Source organism: Stenotrophomonas sp. Marseille-Q5258, assembly GCF_946900935.1.
GTDB classification, from domain to species: Bacteria; Pseudomonadota; Gammaproteobacteria; order Xanthomonadales; family Xanthomonadaceae; genus Stenotrophomonas; species Stenotrophomonas nematodicola.
The window spans coordinates 26,786-45,737 of sequence record NZ_CAMPPN010000005.1 but is presented as its reverse complement, the minus strand read 5'-3'; the positions used below and the strand labels follow the sequence as shown (position 1 = coordinate 45,737).

Sequence of the window (18,952 nt, the reverse complement as noted above, 5' to 3'; positions counted from 1 at the left end):
GACCGCATCACGGGACGACAACGATGGACAAGGCGCTCTACGTAGCGATGACCGGTGCACGCGCGTCGCTGCAGGCCCAGGGCACGCTTTCGCACAACCTGGCCAACACCGATACCCCTGGCTTCAAGGAAGCGCTCGCCAACACCGAGGCGTTCCCGGTCAAGGGCACCGGCTACGCCTCACGCGTGGACGCCCTGCACGTGGACGCCGGGTTCAACCGGCGCATGGGTGCCCAGCAGATCACCGGCAACCCGCTGGACCTGTCGCTGCAGTCGGGCAACTGGCTGGCGGTGCAGCCGCCGGCCGGTGGCGGTGAAGCCTATACCCGCGGTGCGGCACTCTCGATCACGCCCAATGGCCAGCTGGTGACTGCCGGCGGCCATCCGGTACTGGACGAGAACGGTGCGCCGATCGCCATTCCGCCTCACCAGGCGATGGACATCGGCAACGACGGCACGATCTCGATCATTCCGCTCGGCGAAGGCCCGCAGACGATGGCCAATATCGGCCGGATCCGCGTGGTGGCCGCCGCCGACGACCGCCTGGAACGCGGCCTGGATGGGTTGATGCGCAACACCGATCCGCAGCAGCCGTTTGTGCAGGCCCAGGGCAAGTCGCTGGAAAGCGGCCAACTGGAGGGCAGCAATGTCGATGCCGCCGGTGCGCTGGTGCAGATGATCCAGCTGCAGCGCCAGTACGAAATGCAGGTGAAGGTGATCAAGCACGGCGACGACAACGCCCGCAGTGCCAACAGCCTGTTGCGCCTGGGCGGTTGATCGCCCTGTCGACGGCGCGGTGACGCGCCCCCGACGGAATTCCGGCGCGGTTCTGGCACGCGCCATGCATTGCCTCTTGTAACGGCCGCCCCCCTGCGGCCACCCGCAGAACACAAAGGAACATCGCCATGAACCAGGCATTGTGGATCGCCAAGACCGGACTGGATGCGCAGCAGACGCGCATGTCGGTGGTGTCCAACAACCTCGCCAACACCAACACCACCGGGTTCAAGCAGGACCGCGCCAGCTTTGAAGACCTGCTGTACCAGCAGGTGCGCCAGCCTGGCGGTGCGTCTTCAGCGCAGACCCAGCTGCCGACCGGCCTGCAGCTGGGCACCGGCGTGCGCGTGGTGGCCACCTCGAAGAACTTCGAGCAGGGCAGCCAGCAGCAGACCGGTCGCGCGCTCGATGTGATGGTCAATGGGCGTGGCTTCTTTGAAGTGCAGATGCCCGACGGTTCCTCGGCCTATACCCGCGACGGCTCGTTCCAGCGCAACCAGCAGGGCGAACTGGTCACCAACAGCGGCTATCCGGTGCAGCCGGGCATCCAGATTCCCGAAGGTGCACAGTCGCTCACCATCGGTACCGACGGCACGATCAGCGTGAAGATGGCCGACGACGCCGCCTCGGTGGAGATCGGCGCACTGACCCTGACCGACTTCGTCAATCCGGCCGGTCTGCAGGCACGGGGTGAAAACCTGTTCCTGGAAACCACCGCCTCCGGCCCCGCGCAGAACGGCAACCCCGGTCTCAACGGCCTGGGCAGCGTGGTGCAGGGCGCGTTGGAAGGCAGCAACGTCAACGTGGTCGAAGAGCTGGTGTCGATGATCGAAACCCAGCGCGCCTACGAAATGAACGCCAAGGCGATCTCCACGACCGACGCGATGCTCGGTTACCTCAACCAGAACGTCTGATCGGCCGAACCGGAAGCCCTGCCATGTCGCCCCTGCGCCCTACCCTTCGCCTGCTGTTTGCCGGCTCCCTGGTTGCCCTGCTCGGCGGCTGCGTCATCGCTGGCGATGTCCGGCCCTATCCGGCGATGGCGCCGGTTGTCCCGATCGCAGCGCCTACCCCTCAGGCCACCGCCGGTGCGATCTACGCCGCCGGCCCTGGCCTGCAGCTGTATTCGGATCGACGCGCGCGTGATGTCGGCGACCTGCTGACCATCACCTTGACCGAAAACACCACCGCGCAGACCACCGCCAATACCACGACGGCCAAGGAATCGGACCTGAGTATCGGCACCCCGACGGTCTTCGGCGCACCGGTCACGCTGGGCGGCAAGGACATCCTGAGCGCCAGCGCCAAGGGTTCGCGCGACTTTGCCGGCAAAGGCACCAGCGCACAGAGCAATCGCCTGCTCGGCAGTGTCACCGTCACCGTGGTGCAGCGCCTGCCCAACGGCAACCTGGTGGTGCAGGGTGCCAAGAACCTGCGGTTGAACCAGGGCGATGAACTGGTGCAGGTGCAGGGCATCGTGCGTGCCGCGGACATTTTCCCCGACAACACCATTCCGTCCAGCCGCGTCGCCGATGCCCGCATCGTCTACGGCGGTCGCGGTCCGGTGGCCCAGTCCAATGCAATGGGCTGGCTGAGCCGCTTCTTCAACTCGGCGTTGACGCCGTTCTGAGCCTGACATGACCTTTTCCTTCTTCATTGCTGGGCAGCGACGCACCGCGTCGCGCTACGCGCTGCGTGCGGCGGCGACGCTGCTGGCGGTGTTCGCCCTGGCTGCCCCCGCTTACGCCGAGCGCATCAAGGACCTGGCGCAGGTGGGCGGCGTGCGCACCAACGCGCTGGTCGGCTACGGCCTGGTCGTGGGTCTGGACGGCAGCGGCGACCGCACCAGCCAGGCGCCCTTTACCGTGCAGAGCCTGAAAAACCTGCTTGGCGAGCTGGGCGTCAATGTGCCTGCCAACGTCAACCCGCAGCTGAAGAACGTGGCCGCCGTGGCCATCCACGCCGAACTGCCGCCGTTCGCCAAGCCGGGTCAGCCGATCGACATCACGGTCTCTTCGATCGGCAACGCGGTGTCGCTGCGCGGCGGCTCGCTGCTGATGGCCCCGCTGCGCGGCGCCGACGGCCAGGTGTATGCGATCGCGCAGGGCAACCTGGTGGTCGGCGGCTTTGGGGCGCAGGGCAAGGACGGCTCGCGGGTGTCCGTGAACGTGCCCAGCGTGGGCCGCATTCCCAACGGCGCCACGGTGGAACGGGCGCTGCCGGACGTGTTCAACGGCGGCGGCGACATCACACTGAATCTGCACAAGAATGACTTCACCACGGTGTCGCGCATGGTCGCCGCGCTCAACCAGGCGTTCGGCGATGGTGCGGCACGCGCGATTGACGGGGTGACGGTGTCCGTGCAGTCGCCCAGCGACCCTGGCGCGCGCATCGGCCTGCTCGCCCGCATCGAGAACCTCGAACTCACCCCCGGCAGCGCGCCGGCCAAGGTGGTGGTCAATGCGCGGACCGGCACGGTGGTGATCGGCTCGCAGGTTCGGGTGGGCGCAGCGGCCATTTCACATGGTTCGCTCACCGTGACCATCAACGAGAACACCAACGTCAGCCAGCCCAATGCGTTCGGCAACGGCCAGACGGTGGCCACGCCGCAGTCCACCATCACCGCCACCAACGATGGCAGCCGCATGTTCAAGTTCACTGGCGGCACCACGCTCGATGAAATCGTGCATGCGGTGAACGCGGTGGGCGCCGCCCCCGGCGATCTGATCGCCATCCTGGAAGCCCTCAAGCAGGCCGGCGCGCTGAGCGCCGAACTCGAGGTGATCTGACATGCGCATTACACCCGCACTGGAACTCAACCCGGCCCATGCCAACAGCCCGGCCAAGGTCGACAAGGTGGCACGCCAGCTGGAAGGCCAGTTTGCGCAGATGCTGGTCAAGAGCATGCGCGATGCCAGCTTCGGCGATTCGCTCTTCCCTGCCGAGAACACCATGTTCCGCGAAATGTACGACCAGAAGATCGCCGAGGCGATGACGCGGGGACGTGGCCTGGGCCTGTCGGCGATGATCGCCCGCCAGCTTGGGGCCGCCGAAGGCGAGGCGGCCGCGCCGGTCGATACCGCGCTGAACCCGGCCGCCGCCCTGCGCGCGTACCGGCTCAATGCGCCATCGGCCGCGCCGATGGCGTTGCCAGCGGGCACTGCGCCGACTGCCGTGCCCAGCGAGGTGGACGTGCTTCAGCACCTGCGTGGCGCTGATCCGTCAGCAGTACTGCAGCCTATGGAGCGTGCGCTGGACCTGATCGCCGGGCGCGAAAGCAGCCAGATGCACGAAGCGCTCGGGCGGAACGATCCGTATGCCACGCCGCCGGCCGTGAGCGGGTCCGCCGGGGAAAACTGGGCCGCGTTGTCCAACGACCGCTGGAGCGGCGTCAATGACGGTGCCACGCGTACCACCGGTGCCGTGGACACGCTGGCCGCCAGTACGGCGGCCGCCACGCTGGGTCCGCACACCCCGGAAGGCTTCGTCGCCAGCATCTGGGGCCATGCCCAGCAGGCGGCGCGCGAGCTGGGCGTCGATGCCAAGGCCCTCGTCGCCCAGGCGGCCCTGGAAACCGGCTGGGGCCGCAAGCTGGTGCAGCGCAATGGCGGCGGCAGCTCGCACAACCTGTTCGGGATCAAGGCCACCGGGTGGAGCGGTGAGCGTGCCAGCAGCGGTACCCACGAATACGTTGACGGCGTTCGCCGCAACGAAACCGCCAGCTTCCGCGCGTATACGTCGGTGGGCGACAGCTTTGCCGACTACGTGAAACTGCTCAAGAACAGCCCGCGTTACCAGAACGCGCTGCAGGCCGGCGGCGATGTCCGCGGCTTTGCGCAGGGCCTGCAGAAGGCCGGCTACGCCACCGATCCCGGCTATGCGGCCAAGATCGCCGCAATTGCCGGCGGCCCCACCATCGAGCGCGCCATCGCCGCCGTGGGCGACGCCAGCCGGCGCCTGGGCCAGACCTTTGCCAGTACCGCCAGCCCGACCGGGCTGGGTGTCATCCGTCGTTGAGGTAACCCATGTCCAGCGTACTTTCCACCGGCACCAGTGCCCTGCTCGCGTTCCAGCGGGCGTTGGCCACCACCAGCCACAACGTCGCCAATATCAACACCCCCGGCTATAGCCGGCAGAAGGTCGACTTCGCCACCGCCAACCCGCAGAACTTCGGCTATGGCGATGTCGGCAACGGCACCCGCATCACCGACATCCGGCGCGTCGCCGACCAGCTGGCGATATCGCGGCTGCTCGACGGCAGCGGCGAACTGGCGCGCCTGAAGCAGCTGTCGACGATGGCCGACCGCGTCGATGCGATGTTCTCCGACACGGCCACCAATGTGGCCGGGGTGTGGTCGAGCTTCTTCGATACGGTCAGCGGCCTGTCCTCCAATGCCTCGGGCACCGCCGACCGGCAGAACGTACTGGACGGTGGCAAGACCCTCGCCAACCGCTTCCAGCAGCTCAACGGTCAGCTCAACACGCTCAACGGTGAGGTCAACAACGGCCTGATCGCCGGTGCCAGCGAGATCAACCGGCTGGCCAAGGAGATTGCCCAGCTCAACGGCGCCATCGGCGGCAATGCGGCCAATGCCGCGCCGGATCTGCTGGACCGCCGCGACCAGCTGATCGCCAACCTGGTCGGCTACACCGGCGGCAACGCGGTGATGCAGGACGGCGGCATCATGAATGTCTACACGGCCGGTGGCCAGGCACTGGTGGTGGGCACCACCGCGTCCAAGGTCACTACCGTGACCGACCCGTACATGCCCGAGTGCCTGCAGCTGGCATTGGAAAGCGCCGGGCAGAAGATCACCCTGGAATCGAAGACCCTGGGCGGCCAGATCGGCGGCCTGCTCGAGTTCCGCGATACCGTGCTCACCCCCACCCAGGCCGAACTGGGCAAGCTGGCGATCGGCATGGCCAGCAGCTTCAATGACGTGCACCGCCAGGGTGCGGACCTGTATGGCAACCTCGGCGGCGACTTCTTCAACATCGGCGCGCCGCGCATCACCGGCCACGCCGGCAATGCAGGCACGGCCAGCATGGCCGCCAGCTTCGGCGACCTGTCCAAGCTGGACGGGCAGAACGTCGTGCTGAAGTTCGACGGCACCCAGTGGCAGGCCAGCCGCGCCGATACCGGCGTGGCGGTGGCCATGACCGGTACCGGTACTGGCGCTGATCCGCTGGTGCTCAATGGCGTGGAGCTGGTGATGACCGGCACGCCGGCGCTCAACGACCGCATGCTGCTGCAGCCCACGGCGGGCGTGGCCGGCACGATGTCCGTAGCGATCACCGATACCTCGCGGATTGCCGCCGCCGCTCCGATCAAGGGCACCGCAGCACTGTCCAACAGTGGCACCGGCAAGCTCAGCGGTGTCAAGGTGACCGACCACGGCAACGCCGCGCTGCGCAACCCGGCGGCGATCGTGTTCACCAGTGGCACCCAGTACACCCTGGATGGCGCCGGCCCGTTCACTTACACCGCAGGCCAGACCATCAGCGCCAATGGCTGGAGCTTCGTGCTCGACGGCGCGCCGAAGACCGGCGACACCTTCAGCATCGGTCCGACGCCGGCCGGCTCCTCGGACAACAGCAACGCATTGCTGCTGGCCAAGGTGGAACAGGCCAAGGCCTTCAACGATGGCACCGTGACCCTGAGCGGCGCTCTTGGCGGGCTGACCACCCAGGTCGGCGCCGCCGCCCGCTCGGCCGACTACTCCCTGCAGGCCCAGCAGGTGATCACCGACCAGGCGCAGTCCGCGCGCGATGCAGTGTCAGGGGTGAACCTGGATGAAGAAGCCGCCGACATGCTGCGGCTTCAGCAGGCCTACCAGGCCGCCTCGCAGCTGATCTCCACTGCCGACACCATGTTCCAGACCATCCTCGGAGCCGTAGGCCGATGAACAACCGTATTTCCACCGGCATGATGTTCAACCAGTCGGTCTCGTTGATGATGGCCAAGCAGGCCAAAATGAGCCACCTGGAGCAGCAGATCGCCACCGGCCGCCGCCTGGTGACCGCCAAGGACGATCCGGTCGCCTCCGGCGCCGCCGTGGGCCTGGACCGCACCCTGGCTTCCCTGGAGCGCATGCAGCTCAACGCCGGCAATGTGCAGAACCGCCTGGGCCTGCAGGAGAACGCGCTGGCCCAGGTTGGCGACATGATGGGCCGCATCACCGAACTGACCATCTACGCCAACAACCCGGCGCTGGCGGCGTCGGACAAGCAGTCGATGGTGACCGAGATCGAGGCCATCCGGGGCAACCTGCTCGCGCTTGCCAACAGCACCGATGGCACCGGCCGCTACCTGTTCGGCGGCACGGCCGACGGCAGCCCTCCCTTCAGCCAGATTGACGGGAAGGTGGTCTACAACGGCGATCAGAACCAGCGCCAAGTGGAGGTGGGCCCGGACACCTACGTGCTCGATGCCCTGCCCGGCAGCGAGATTTTCCTGCGCATCGGCACCGGCGACGGCCATGTGGATGGTGCCGCGGCCAGCGGCAACACCGGTACCGGCGTGCTCACCAATGTCACCCGCGATGGCAGCAACAGCTGGGACGGCAAGGCCTTCAGCGTGCGCTTCACCGCCGCCGACCAGTATGAGCTGGTCGACGACACCGGTACGGTGGTGTCCAGCGGCACCATGAAGGCCGGCGACGACCTGGTGCTCAACGGCGTGCGCCTGCACGTGGATGGCAAGCCTGCTGCCGGTGATACCTTCAACGTGGCCCCGGCCACCAGCCGCGACATCTTCAGTACCCTGGACAGCCTGATCGGCTCGCTGAAGATGGATACCGGCAGTGCCAGCCAGTCCGCCGCCCAGCAGAACCTGCTGCAGAGCGGACTGCGCGACATCGCCCGAGCCTCCGAACGGATGATCGACTCGCGCGCCGCTGGCGGTGCCCAGCTCAAAGCGCTGGACAATGCCGCGGACATGCGTGAATCCAACACCGTCACCCTCAAGGGCACGCTGTCGCAGATGCGCGACCTGGACTACGCCGACGCCATCAGCCAGTACCAGCTGGAAAGCACTGCCCTGCAGGCCGCGCAGACCCTGTTCTCACAGATGCAGCAGATGTCGTTGTTCAACACGCTGCGCTGACGGCGCGTCATCCCGTAACGGAAAGCCTCGAAGGCCGCGGTGCGAACAGCATCGCGGCCTTTCTCGTTATGCGTCGCCAAACACGCCCGTCGCACGCGCCCCACTGGCAGGGGCGCGCGCCGGAGAGCGTGAGCCGGGGCCGCCGCGGGCGCCCTGTCTCCGCGATCCGGCGCGGTGGCTGCCGCTGTGAGCGTGGCCGGGACCTTGACCCCGGGGCCGCCAGGCAGAGCCCGGCTTGACGGGCAAAAAGCCCTTCAATCTCCACCTCCGGTGCCGTTAACCCTTCTATCGGGGAGCTCAGCCACGGCCCCGGACGGCAGCACCGGCACCCCGGCGAGATTTCCGCCTAAAGGTTGTTGACAAAGCGCCGTTATTGATTTGGCAACAGCGAAGCACACAGCCAAACAAAAAAAAACGGCGGCGCTTCGTTCCATCAACCACCGGGATTCCAATAAGGGAGACGACCCATGGCACAGGTAATCAACACCAATACGATGTCGCTCAACGCTCAGCGCAACCTGAGCACCAGCGGCAGCTCGCTCGCTACCACCATCCAGCGCCTCTCGTCCGGTCTGCGCATCAACAGCGCGAAAGACGACGCCGCCGGTCTGGCCATCAGCGAGCGCTTCGGCACCCAGATCCGCGGCACCGACGTCGCCATCCGCAATGCCAACGACGGCATCTCGCTGGCCCAGGTCGCCGAAGGCTCCCTGAGCGAAATCGGCAACAACCTGCAGCGCGTCCGCGAACTGGCCGTTCAGGCCTCCAACGCCACCAACTCGGCCAGCGACCGCAAGGCCCTGCAGGCTGAAGTGACCCAGCTGGTCAGCGAGATCGACCGCGTCGCCAAGCAGTCCGACTTCAACGGCACCAAGCTGCTCGACGGCAGTTTCACCAGCCAGCTGTTCCAGGTCGGCGCCAATGCCGGCCAGGCCATCGCCATCAACAATGTCGTCGACGCCAAGGCCAGCTCGCTGGGCAACGCCAAGTTTGCCGCCCCGGTCAACGGCACCGACATCGGCACGATCACCGACCTGAGCGACGTTGTCATCAACGGCGCCACCATCGGCACCATCTCCGGCAAGACCACCGCCGAATTCGCCGCCTCCGCCGCTGCCCAGATCAACAGCAAGATCGGCGAAGCCGGTGTCTATGCCGAAGTGGTCACCACCGCTGGCACCCCCGACACCCACAGCCTGAAGCTGACCTCCGTCCAGGCCGACCGCGACCTCGTCATCGACGGCGCCACCCAGCTTGGCCTGGCTGACTCCACCGCCGCCGCGCCCAGCTCGGTTGCTGCCACCGCCACCTCCAGCTTCGTGGAGGATCTGGACGTCTCGTCCTACGTCGGCGCCCAGAAAGCGTTGGAAATCGTTGACAAGGCACTGGAATCGGTCAACAGCGTTCGCGCCGATCTGGGTGCCATCCAGAACCGTTTCACCTCCGTTGTCGCCAATCTGCAGACGTCCTCGGAAAACCTGTCTGCCTCGCGCAGCCGTATCCGCGATACCGACTTCGCCAAGGAAACCGCAGAGCTGACCCGCACCCAGATCCTGCAGCAGGCCGGTACGGCCATGCTGGCCCAGGCCAACCAGGTGCCGCAGAACGTGCTCAGCCTGTTGCAGCGCTGACATAAGCCGCTCCTGAAGCACGTCATGAGCGTCTAACCCCAATCACGTGCAACCGCTCAAGGACCTCTTCCCATGGCACAAGTCATCAATACCAACACGATGTCGTTGAATGCTCAGCGTAACCTGAGCACCAGCGGCAGCTCCCTGGCCACCACCATCCAGCGTCTGTCGTCCGGTTCGCGCATCAACAGCGCCAAGGACGATGCGGCCGGCCTGGCCATCTCCGAGCGTTTCGGCACCCAGATCCGCGGCACCGACGTGGCCATCCGCAATGCCAATGACGGCATCTCGCTGGCCCAGGTCGCCGAAGGTTCGCTGACCGAAATCGGCAACAACCTCCAGCGCGTCCGTGAGCTGGCTGTCCAGGCCTCCAACGCCACCAATTCGGCCAGCGACCGCAAGGCCCTGCAGGCCGAAGTGACCCAGCTGGTCAGCGAAATCGACCGCGTCGCCAAGCAGTCCGACTTCAACGGCACCAAGCTGCTGGACGGCTCGTTCTCCAGCCAGCTGTTCCAGGTCGGTGCCAACGCCGGCCAGGCCATCGCCATTGACAAGGTGGTGGACGCCAAGGCCAACGCACTGGGCGGCGCCAAGTTCGACAGCAACGCGCTGGCCCTGGCCGACCCGGCCGCCAATGCCGATTTCAAGATCACCGGCATGAAGATCAACGGGGTCGACATCGCCACCGTGGAAGTCAAGCAGGGCGCCGACGAGGCCGCCACCGGCAAGGCTTCGCGCGAGGCCGTGGTCAGCGCGATCAACGCCAAGATCGGCGAAACCGGCGTCTACGCTGAAGTCAACGCCGCCGGAAACGCGGTTACCCTGACTTCGGTCAAGGACAGCGTCGACGCCAATGGTGCCTTCAAGGCCATCACCGCCACCCCGGGCGCCTGGACCGGCGGCGCCACCACCCCGACGTTCGTCCCCACGCTGGCCGCCGCCGCACCGGCTGCCAAGTACGCCAGCGACCTGGACGTCAGCACCGTCAAGGGCGCCCAGCAGGCGCTGGAAATCGTCGACAAGGCGCTGGGTTCGATCAACAGCACCCGTGCCGACCTCGGCGCCGTGCAGAACCGCTTCACCTCGGTCGTTGCCAACCTGCAGACCTCCACGGAGAACCTCTCGGCCTCGCGCAGCCGCATCCGCGACACCGATTTCGCCAAGGAAACCGCAGAGCTGACCCGCACCCAGATCCTGCAGCAGGCCGGTACGGCCATGCTGGCCCAGGCCAACCAGGTGCCGCAGAACGTGCTCAGCCTGCTGCGCTGACCCACGCCTGCCCTGTCGGCGCCGGTGTGACCGGCGCCGCCATCGATACCGACGTCCAACGCTCCACCCACGCCTGAAGGAACTTCCATGGCACAAGTCATCAACACCAACACGATGTCGTTGAATGCTCAGCGCAACCTGAGCACCAGCGGCAGCTCGCTGGCCACCACCATCCAGCGCCTGTCGTCGGGTTCGCGCATCAACAGCGCCAAGGACGACGCCGCTGGCCTGGCCATCTCCGAGCGTTTCGGCACCCAGATCCGCGGCACTGACGTGGCCATCCGCAATGCCAATGACGGCATCTCGCTGGCCCAGGTCGCCGAAGGTTCGCTGACCGAAATCGGCAACAATCTGCAGCGCGTCCGTGAATTGGCGGTGCAGTCGTCCAACGCCACCAACTCGGCCAGCGACCGCAAGGCCCTGCAGGCCGAAGTGACCCAGCTGGTCAGCGAAATCGACCGCGTCGCCAAGCAGTCCGACTTCAACGGCACCAAGCTGCTGGACGGCTCGTTCTCCAGCCAGCTGTTCCAGGTCGGTGCCAACGCCGGCCAGGCGATTGCCATCGACAAGATCGTCGACGCCACGACCGCCAAGCTGGGTACGTCGACCTTCGCCACCGGCAAGGTCGGCGACGCGGCTGCGCCGCTGGCCGCTGATGCCACCCTGACCGGCACCATCAAGGTCGGCACTGCCACCGTCACCCTGGACAAGATCGAACTGAAGAGCGGCGCCACCGTGGCCGACCAGAACAAGGCTGCCGTCACCGCCATCAACTCCAAGCTCGGCGAAACCGGCGTGCTGGCAGAGCTGGACGACACCGGCAAGATCGTGGTCACCCAGGTCAAGGACGGCGTGGCAATGGCCGACGCCGACATCACCCTGACCGGCGCCGCCGGCTTTGCGCAGACCGCCGATGCCGTGGTCACCACCGCCAACGTCGCCAACCTGGACGTGTCCACCGTGACCGGTGCGCAGAAGGCACTGTCGCTGGTCGACAACGCGCTGAGCTCGATCAACAACACCCGTGCCGACCTCGGCGCCGTGCAGAACCGCTTCACCTCGGTCGTTGCCAACCTGCAGACCTCCACGGAGAACCTGTCCGCATCGCGCAGCCGCATCCGCGATACCGACTTCGCCAAGGAAACCGCAGAGCTGACCCGCACCCAGATCCTGCAGCAGGCCGGTACGGCCATGCTGGCCCAGGCCAACCAGGTGCCGCAGAACGTGCTCAGCCTGCTGCGCTGATCCTGCGTGAATCGAAGGCGCCGGGCGACCGGCGCCGCTTCCACCGCACCACGCTCCACGCACACCCGAAGGAATTCTCATGGCACAAGTCATCAACACCAACACGATGTCGTTGAATGCTCAGCGCAACCTGAGCACCTCCGGCAGCTCGCTGGCCACCACCATCCAGCGCCTGTCGTCCGGTTCGCGCATCAACAGCGCCAAGGACGACGCGGCCGGCCTGGCCATCTCCGAGCGCTTTGGCACCCAGATCCGCGGCACCGACGTGGCCATCCGCAATGCCAACGACGGCATCTCGCTGGCCCAGGTCGCCGAAGGCTCGCTGACCGAAATCGGCAACAACCTGCAGCGCGTCCGCGAGCTGTCGGTGCAGGCCTCCAACGCCACCAACTCGGCCAGCGACCGCAAGGCCCTGCAGGCCGAAGTGACCCAGCTGGTCAGCGAAATCGACCGCGTCGCCAAGCAGTCCGACTTCAACGGCACCAAGCTGCTGGACGGCTCGTTCTCCAGCCAGCTGTTCCAGGTCGGTGCCAACGCCGGCCAGGCCATCGCCATCGACAAGGTGGTGGACGCCAAGACCAACGCACTGGGCGGCGCGCAGTTCGCTACCGCCACCGTGGCCAAGGTGACCGGCGCCAACAACACCGACGTGGCCATCGATGCCTTCAGCATCACCGACAGCAAGGGCACCGAAGTCAAGTTCGACGCCCTGGACGTGAAGAGCGTCGGCACCGCCGCCCAGAACGAAGCGGCCGCCGGCAAGGCGCTGGCCACCCACATCAACGCCAAGATCGGCGAAACCGGCGTCTACGCCGAAGCCGATGCCACCGGCGCGGTGACCTTGACCTCGGTCAAGGACAGCGTGGACAAAGACGGCGTCGCGACGGTCTTCTCGACCGACGTGGACGGTGCCGGCACCGTCACTATGGGCACCAAGCAGTTTGCCGATGCGATCGACGTGTCCACCGTGAAGGGCGCCCAGCAGGCCCTGGAAATCGTCGACAAGGCCCTGGGTGCGATCAACAGCACCCGTGCCGACCTTGGCGCCATCCAGAACCGCTTCACCTCGGTGGTTGCCAACCTGCAGACCTCCACGGAGAACCTGTCCGCATCGCGCAGCCGCATCCGCGATACCGACTTCGCCAAGGAAACCGCAGAGCTGACCCGCACCCAGATCCTGCAGCAGGCCGGTACGGCCATGCTGGCCCAGGCCAACCAGGTGCCGCAGAACGTGCTCAGCCTGCTGCGCTGATCCACGCGTCCACGCCGCCGGCAACAGCCGGCGGCGCGGGCAAACCCCGAAACATCCGTTCAAACCTCACGCAGGAACGGGCCATGTCCATGCGCCGGATTCTCTCTCCCGGCAGCCACATCCCCGTGGACATGGCCCGCCCCTGCGGCAGAACCGTTATCAGCGCGGTTAGTTTGACTGAACATCCCGGGTGGCTTCGTCTCCCCCCGCTTTTTCAGTAGCCTGAGCCCTCCTCTACATTGGAGGAGGGTTTTTTACAGACCCCCGGCCGGACCGGTACTGCGTCCCGCCCCGATTCCCCTGCAAAGCGCGTGCCATTCTTCCGCGCCGAGCCGGTGGCACAACTCCTGCATCAACGTGGTTCTAAAGACCCGGCGGCTACGGCCGCTACATTCGTTGACGGCACGGCCACGCGGTATGACCGCGACGGCACACAGACAGGAGAAACAACGTGGCTGACTTTGGTTATGGTGGCATCGGTTCCGGACTGGACATTTCCGGCATGGTGGCCAGCCTGGTCGCGGCCGACCGCAAGCCGGCGGACAACGCCCTCAACCTGCAGCAGTCCAAGGCCAAGATGCAGCTGTCGGCGGTGGGCACGGTCAAGTCCGCGTTCGACCTGCTGACCAGCTCGCTCAAGACGCTCAAGGCCTCCACCGCCTTCGATGCCCGCCTGGTCAGCGCCACCAAGAGCGGCACCGACGACATCCTGACGGTCTCCAGCACCAACGCCGCGGCGACCGGCAACCACGAGATCAATGTCACCCAGTTGGCCACCGCCAACAAGTGGATCGCCGACACGTCGGTGTCCAAGACCAAGACCTTCGGCGCCGGAACCCTGACGCTGGATGTCGGCGTGGGTGACAAGAAGAAGACGCTGGAGATCCAGGTCGACGCCGATGACACCCTCAGCTCGATCCGCACCAAGATCGAAAAGGCCGGGCGCAGCCTGGGCGTGCAGTCCACCCTGATCGCCTCCGGCGACAACCAGTTCCTGTCCATCTCGCAGGAAAAAGCCGGTACCGCCAATGCCATCAAACTCAGCGCAGGGGCCGGCAACGCCGACCTGACCGCGCTGGCAGCCAGCCTGTCCGAGCGCACCCCGGCGGCAGACGCCAAGCTCACCATCGATGGCGTGGAGGTGGTGTCCAGCGAGAATACCGTCACCGACGTGGTGCCCGGCCTGACCCTCAACCTGAAGAAGACCGGCGCCAGCACCGTGACGGTCAGCACCGACGTGGCTGCCGCACGCAAGGTCATGCAGGACTTCGTGACGGCTTACAACGGCGCCATCAGCGCCATCAACACGGCCACCAAGTACGACATCGAGAACAAGGAGCCGTCGTCGCTGACCGGCGATGCGCAGATGCGCGGCGCCTCCAGCCAGCTGCGCGCGATGATGGGCGGCGTGCTCAAGGACCTGGCCGCCGCCGGCCTGGACCCGAAAACACTGGGGCTGCAGACCCGCGCCTACCCCAATGCCGATGGCAGCCTGGTGCTGGATGGTGCCAAGTTCGAAGCGGCCCTGGTCAACCAGGCCGGCGCGGTGCGCCAGGCCCTGACGGGCGATGATGGCGCGGCCGCCAAGCTGTTCAGCATGGTCGAGGGCTACACCAGCACCGCAGTGGGCAAGGAAGGTGCCTTCGTATCGCGCACCAAGAGCATCAACGCCACGCTCACCGACATCGACAAGCGTCGCAAGGCACTGGATGTGCGCATGACCGGCGTCGAAGAACGGTACAAGAAGCAGTTCCTGGCACTGGACGCGCTGATGGGCAAGATGAGCCAGACCATGAGCAGCCTGAGCAGCCAGTTGTCCCAGCTCACCGGTTGACCACGTCGCCCGCGTAGACCCACTCAAGTTGCGCGCGCCCGCTGCCGATATGGATAGCAACGCATCACCCGCCGCAGCACTCCACCCGGTGCCGCAGACCTCGCGAGGCATGCGGCCCCGCACGAAGGAGACATGATTGATGTACGGTTCGAACCGTCAATTCACCGAGCAGTACCGCCAGGTCGGCGTGCAGAGCGCGATCAGCGATGCCGATCCGCACAAGCTGGTGGCGCTGCTGCTGGCCGGCGCGCTGGAGCGCGTGCGGCTGGCCCAGGCCTGCCTGGAAGGCGGCGACCAGGCCCGCAAGGGCAAGGCGATCGGCGAAGTCTGCGCGATTGTCGGCCACCTCAACGGCTCGCTCGACCACGAGGCCGGCGGCGAAATCGCCGCCAACCTGTCGGCGCTGTATGACTACGTGATGCAGCGGCTGACCGAAGCCAATCTGCACAACGACCCGGACGCCCTGCGTGAATCGCTGGAGCTGCTGGGCGAGATCGACGCCGCCTGGAACGCGATCCCGCGCGACCAGCGGGTGCCTGCGCAGGCAGCGGTGTAATGGCTGACACCCTGCTCACGCTGGCGCACCTCAACGCCGAGCTGGACGCGCTGGAAACCGCGCTGCTGGCCGACGACCACGAGCGTGCCGGCGACTGTCTGGACAGGCTGCACCTCAACCAGGCGCGGTTCCTGGCCATGCCCGGTGCGCTGGACGACGTGGCTGGCCTGAGCGCCCTGGAGGGCCGTCAACAACGCATCATGGTAATGATGATGAGCCAGCGCGACGAAGCCGGCCGCCACGTGCGCCACGGCGCAAGCGCCAACCGCGCCGCCCATGCCTACCTCACCGCAGAGTCGCTGGCATGAACGACGAGCGCGCGGCAGCCATCCATCACCCGGCCGAAAGCGAGCTGTTCGATGAGACGCTGAGCTGCGAGGTCGCGCTGCCCGCCGAGTTCCGCCTGGGCACGGCGGTGATCCGTCCCGGCAGCGCCGAGACGCTGCTGCGCAGCGTGGCGCTGGTGGAAGACTCGCGCGGCGACGACGGGCACGACGAGCGTGGCGACGCCACCCTGCAGCTGCAGCGGCTGGAAGCCAAGCTCGACCTGACGATGGTGCTGCTGGGCCGCCTGGTCCGCCAGCAGACCCAGGACCTGCCCCTGCGCCCGCTGCGCTGGTCCCGGCGCGGCATCCGCCTGGAACTGGGCGTGCGCAGCGGCGCCAGCCCCGCTGCCCTCGGCGTGATCCGCCTGCAGCCGTGTGACTGGTTGCCCGACCACATCGATCTGCCGGTAGCGGTACTGGCCGAGGCGGCCAACGGCTCGGGGGCCCATTACCTCTGGCTGCGTTTCGAAGGGCTGAGCGATGGCCTGGAGATGGCGCTGGAGCGCCATCTGTTCCGCCTGCATCGCCGCCAGATCGCCGAAGCACGCCGTCTGCGCTGACCATACGGTCCCGACCGTTACCGATGGACCTTGGCGGTTTCACGCCACTCCGTTAAGGTGGCGCATCCCCCGCTTCCCTGCCTGCCTGTGCGCGTTCTCATCGTCGACGATCACACCCTGGTCCGCGCCGGCCTCGGCCGCCTGCTGCAGGGCTTTGCCGGCGTGGAGGTGGTCGCCGATGCCAGCAATGCAGAGCAGGCCCTGCAGATGGCCGTGCAGCATTCACCGGACGTGATCCTGATGGACCTGTCCCTGCCCGGCCGTACCGGTCTGGAGGCGCTCAGCGACATCCTGCTGCGCGCGCCGGGCTCGCGGGTGGTGATGATGACCATGCATGACGATGCCGTGCACGTGCGCGATGCGCTTGATCGCGGTGCGGTCGGGTTCGTGGTCAAGGATGCCGCCCCGCAGGAACTGGAACTGGCCCTGCGCGCCGCACATGCCGGCCAGGTGTTCCTCAGCCCGCAGATCTCGGCCAAGATGCTCGCGCCGATGCTCGGCCGCGAGAAGCCGGTCGGCATTGCGGCGCTGTCGCCCCGCCAGCGCGAAATCCTGCGTCAGATCGGCAAGGGCGAAAGCAACAAGGAAATCGCGGCCGACCTCGGCATCAGCGTCAAGACCGTGGAAACCCACCGCGCCCGCATGATGGAGTCGTTGGGCTGCCGCCGCGCCAACGATCTGCTGCTGCTGGCCGCCCGCCACCAGCACGAACTGGAGTAGACCGGCGACGGCTCTCCGTCGCCAGGCGTCCTGCCCGCGTTCCCGCGTCGATTTATTGAACCAGCCTCCCCCCTTCCGCCTTGGCCAGAGCCCCCGGAACGGCACAGACAGCGTCAAATAACCCGACACTTGTCAGGAGAATCCCTACACGCTGTCGGGAGTTTGACGACCCCACTCAGGAACCCCCTGATTCCGGTGCTGCCGGAACAGAAGCAAGATGTGTTCCAGATCGCGCCGGGGAGTCGGCGCCGACGGGGAACGGACTTGAAAGCCAATCTTTCGACCCAGATGGGTCAGCAGCTTCACCTCACACCGCAACTGCTGCAGTCGATCCGACTGCTGCAGCTCAACGGCATGCAGCTTGAGCTGGAGATCCAGCGTGCGCTGGAGACCAACCCGCTGCTCGAACTGGACGAGGCCGCCGAAGAGCGTGCCGATACCACCGACGTCGCCGCCGCCACCCAGGACGTGGCCGCGTTCGACGAGCTGCCGGAAAGCTCGATGTGGGACGTGGCCGGCAGCAGCTGGCAGGACGGCGACGATGACCGCATGCAGCGTGTGGCCGCCGGCGAGTCCAGCGACCCCCAGCTGCGCGCCCTGCAGCGGCTGTCGCTGGAGCTGGCACCGCGCGAACTGGCCGTGGCCGCCTTCTGGCTGGAACACTGCGACGATGCCGGCTACCTGGACGCACCTCTCGCACAGCTGCAACTGCTGGCCAGTGCACTCTGCGACGTGGATGCCGAGGGGGTCGAAGCGGTCCGCCAGTACATCCTGCACGGCGACCCGGTCGGCCTGGCTGCACAGGACCTGCACGAGTGCCTGTGCGTGCAGCTGCGCGCCCTGCCCGGCCGCGTGCCGGCCCGGCACCTGGCCCTGCGCGTGCTCGATGAGGGCCTGGTCACCCTGGCGACCCACGACTACGCCGCGCTGGCGCGCGAACTGGACGCGGAGATCGCCGACATCCACGAAGCGGTACGCCTGATCCTCTCGTTGCAGCCGCGCCCGGGCGAAAGCCTGCTGCCGGATACCAACGGCGCGGTCATCCCCGACGTCGTCGCCTGGCATGCCGACGGGCAGTGGCGCGTGGCCCTCAACCCGGCCACCAGCCGCCGCCTGAGCATCAACCCGCACTACGAACAGGCACTGGGCGAGGCCGGCGACGGCGCCCAGCCGCTGCGCGACATGCTGCAGGAAGCCCGCTGGCTGACCCGCGGCCTGTCCATGCGCTACGACACCCTGCTGCGCACCGCACGGGTGATCATCGAGCGCCAGGCCGGCTTCCTGACCCGCGGCGAAGAGGCGATGGCGCCGCTGACCCTGAAGGAAGTGGCCGATGCGATCGGCATGCACGAATCCACGGTATCGCGCATCACCACCGGCAAGTACCTGCAGACCCCGCGTGGCACGCTGGAGCTGAAGCACTTCTTCGCGGTACGGCTGGAAGGCGCCAGCGTCTCCGGGCAGGCGGTAAAGGCGATGGTCCGGCGCCTGATCGACGCCGAACCGGCCGGCCGGCCGCTGGCCGACGAGGCCATCGCCGGCCTGCTGTCGCGCCAGGGCGTGAACATCGCCCGCCGTACCGTTGCAAAATACCGCGAACAACTGGACATCGCCCCGGCGCGTGAACGTCGCCGGGCCAATGCCAGGGCTCCGCAGCTGGCCCGGGTGGGCTGAAGGA

At 66.9% G+C, this 18,952-nt stretch carries 17 protein-coding genes; all 17 read left to right on the top strand.

Annotated features, from left to right (window positions below; genetic code table 11):
- The first annotated feature begins 23 nt into the window (after positions 1-23).
- On the top strand, positions 24-776 hold the full coding sequence (locus OC534_RS03465) for a flagellar basal body rod protein FlgF (protein ID WP_017354439.1): 753 nt from the start codon (positions 24-26) through the stop codon (positions 774-776).
- A 128-nt stretch (positions 777-904) separates the two neighbouring features.
- Positions 905-1,690, top strand: a complete 786-nt coding sequence (flgG, locus tag OC534_RS03460; protein WP_017354440.1) for a flagellar basal-body rod protein FlgG — start codon at positions 905-907, stop codon at positions 1,688-1,690.
- 23 nt (positions 1,691-1,713) lie between these two features.
- Positions 1,714-2,406 carry a flagellar basal body L-ring protein FlgH gene (gene flgH / locus OC534_RS03455; RefSeq protein ID WP_017354441.1) on the top strand — a complete coding sequence of 231 codons (693 nt, stop codon included), beginning with the start codon at positions 1,714-1,716 and terminating at the stop codon, positions 2,404-2,406.
- A 7-nt stretch (positions 2,407-2,413) separates the two neighbouring features.
- Positions 2,414-3,565 (top strand): flagellar basal body P-ring protein FlgI, encoded by a 1,152-nt coding sequence (locus tag OC534_RS03450; protein WP_136004094.1) that lies wholly within the window; start codon positions 2,414-2,416, stop codon positions 3,563-3,565.
- A 1-nt stretch (position 3,566) separates the two neighbouring features.
- Complete coding sequence (gene flgJ, locus OC534_RS03445; RefSeq protein WP_262071367.1) at positions 3,567-4,793, top strand: flagellar assembly peptidoglycan hydrolase FlgJ; 1,227 nt, start codon at positions 3,567-3,569, stop codon at positions 4,791-4,793.
- An 8-nt stretch (positions 4,794-4,801) separates the two neighbouring features.
- A complete protein-coding gene (gene flgK, locus OC534_RS03440) occupies positions 4,802-6,682 on the top strand; it encodes a flagellar hook-associated protein FlgK (protein ID WP_262071366.1) in 1,881 nt (626 codons plus the stop codon).
- Positions 6,679-7,881, top strand: a complete 1,203-nt coding sequence (gene flgL / locus OC534_RS03435; protein ID WP_017354445.1) for a flagellar hook-associated protein FlgL — start codon at positions 6,679-6,681, stop codon at positions 7,879-7,881. The genes flgK and flgL overlap by 4 nt, the downstream gene beginning before the upstream one ends.
- Before the next feature lie 467 nt (positions 7,882-8,348).
- On the top strand, positions 8,349-9,512 hold the full coding sequence (locus OC534_RS03430) for a flagellin (protein ID WP_153164158.1): 1,164 nt from the start codon (positions 8,349-8,351) through the stop codon (positions 9,510-9,512).
- A 72-nt stretch (positions 9,513-9,584) separates the two neighbouring features.
- Positions 9,585-10,781 (top strand): flagellin, encoded by a 1,197-nt coding sequence (locus OC534_RS03425; RefSeq protein ID WP_153164159.1) that lies wholly within the window; start codon positions 9,585-9,587, stop codon positions 10,779-10,781.
- An 87-nt stretch (positions 10,782-10,868) separates the two neighbouring features.
- The gene (locus tag OC534_RS03420; RefSeq protein ID WP_153164161.1) at positions 10,869-12,026 is read left to right on the top strand and encodes a flagellin; all 1,158 of its coding nucleotides are present in this window, start codon (positions 10,869-10,871) and stop codon (positions 12,024-12,026) included.
- A gap of 79 nt (positions 12,027-12,105) precedes the next feature.
- Positions 12,106-13,278, top strand: coding sequence for a flagellin (locus tag OC534_RS03415; protein WP_136004082.1), 1,173 nt, complete (start codon positions 12,106-12,108; stop codon positions 13,276-13,278).
- Between the two features lie 451 nt (positions 13,279-13,729).
- Positions 13,730-15,112, top strand: coding sequence for a flagellar filament capping protein FliD (gene fliD / locus OC534_RS03410; protein WP_136004080.1), 1,383 nt, complete (start codon positions 13,730-13,732; stop codon positions 15,110-15,112).
- Positions 15,113-15,251: 139 nt separating this feature from the next.
- A complete protein-coding gene (fliS, locus tag OC534_RS03405; RefSeq protein WP_017354509.1) occupies positions 15,252-15,668 on the top strand; it encodes a flagellar export chaperone FliS in 417 nt (138 codons plus the stop codon).
- Positions 15,668-15,976 (top strand): hypothetical protein, encoded by a 309-nt coding sequence (locus OC534_RS03400; protein WP_017354510.1) that lies wholly within the window; start codon positions 15,668-15,670, stop codon positions 15,974-15,976. The genes fliS and OC534_RS03400 overlap by 1 nt, the downstream gene beginning before the upstream one ends.
- Positions 15,973-16,554: a PilZ domain-containing protein gene (locus tag OC534_RS03395; protein WP_262071365.1), complete on the top strand. Its 582-nt coding sequence runs from the start codon at positions 15,973-15,975 to the stop codon at positions 16,552-16,554. The genes OC534_RS03400 and OC534_RS03395 overlap by 4 nt, the downstream gene beginning before the upstream one ends.
- 87 nt (positions 16,555-16,641) lie before the next feature.
- The gene (locus tag OC534_RS03390; RefSeq protein ID WP_166472958.1) at positions 16,642-17,274 is read left to right on the top strand and encodes a response regulator transcription factor; all 633 of its coding nucleotides are present in this window, start codon (positions 16,642-16,644) and stop codon (positions 17,272-17,274) included.
- A 264-nt stretch (positions 17,275-17,538) separates the two neighbouring features.
- Complete coding sequence (gene rpoN / locus OC534_RS03385; RefSeq protein ID WP_136004078.1) at positions 17,539-18,948, top strand: RNA polymerase factor sigma-54; 1,410 nt, start codon at positions 17,539-17,541, stop codon at positions 18,946-18,948.
- Positions 18,949-18,952: the final 4 nt, after the last annotated feature.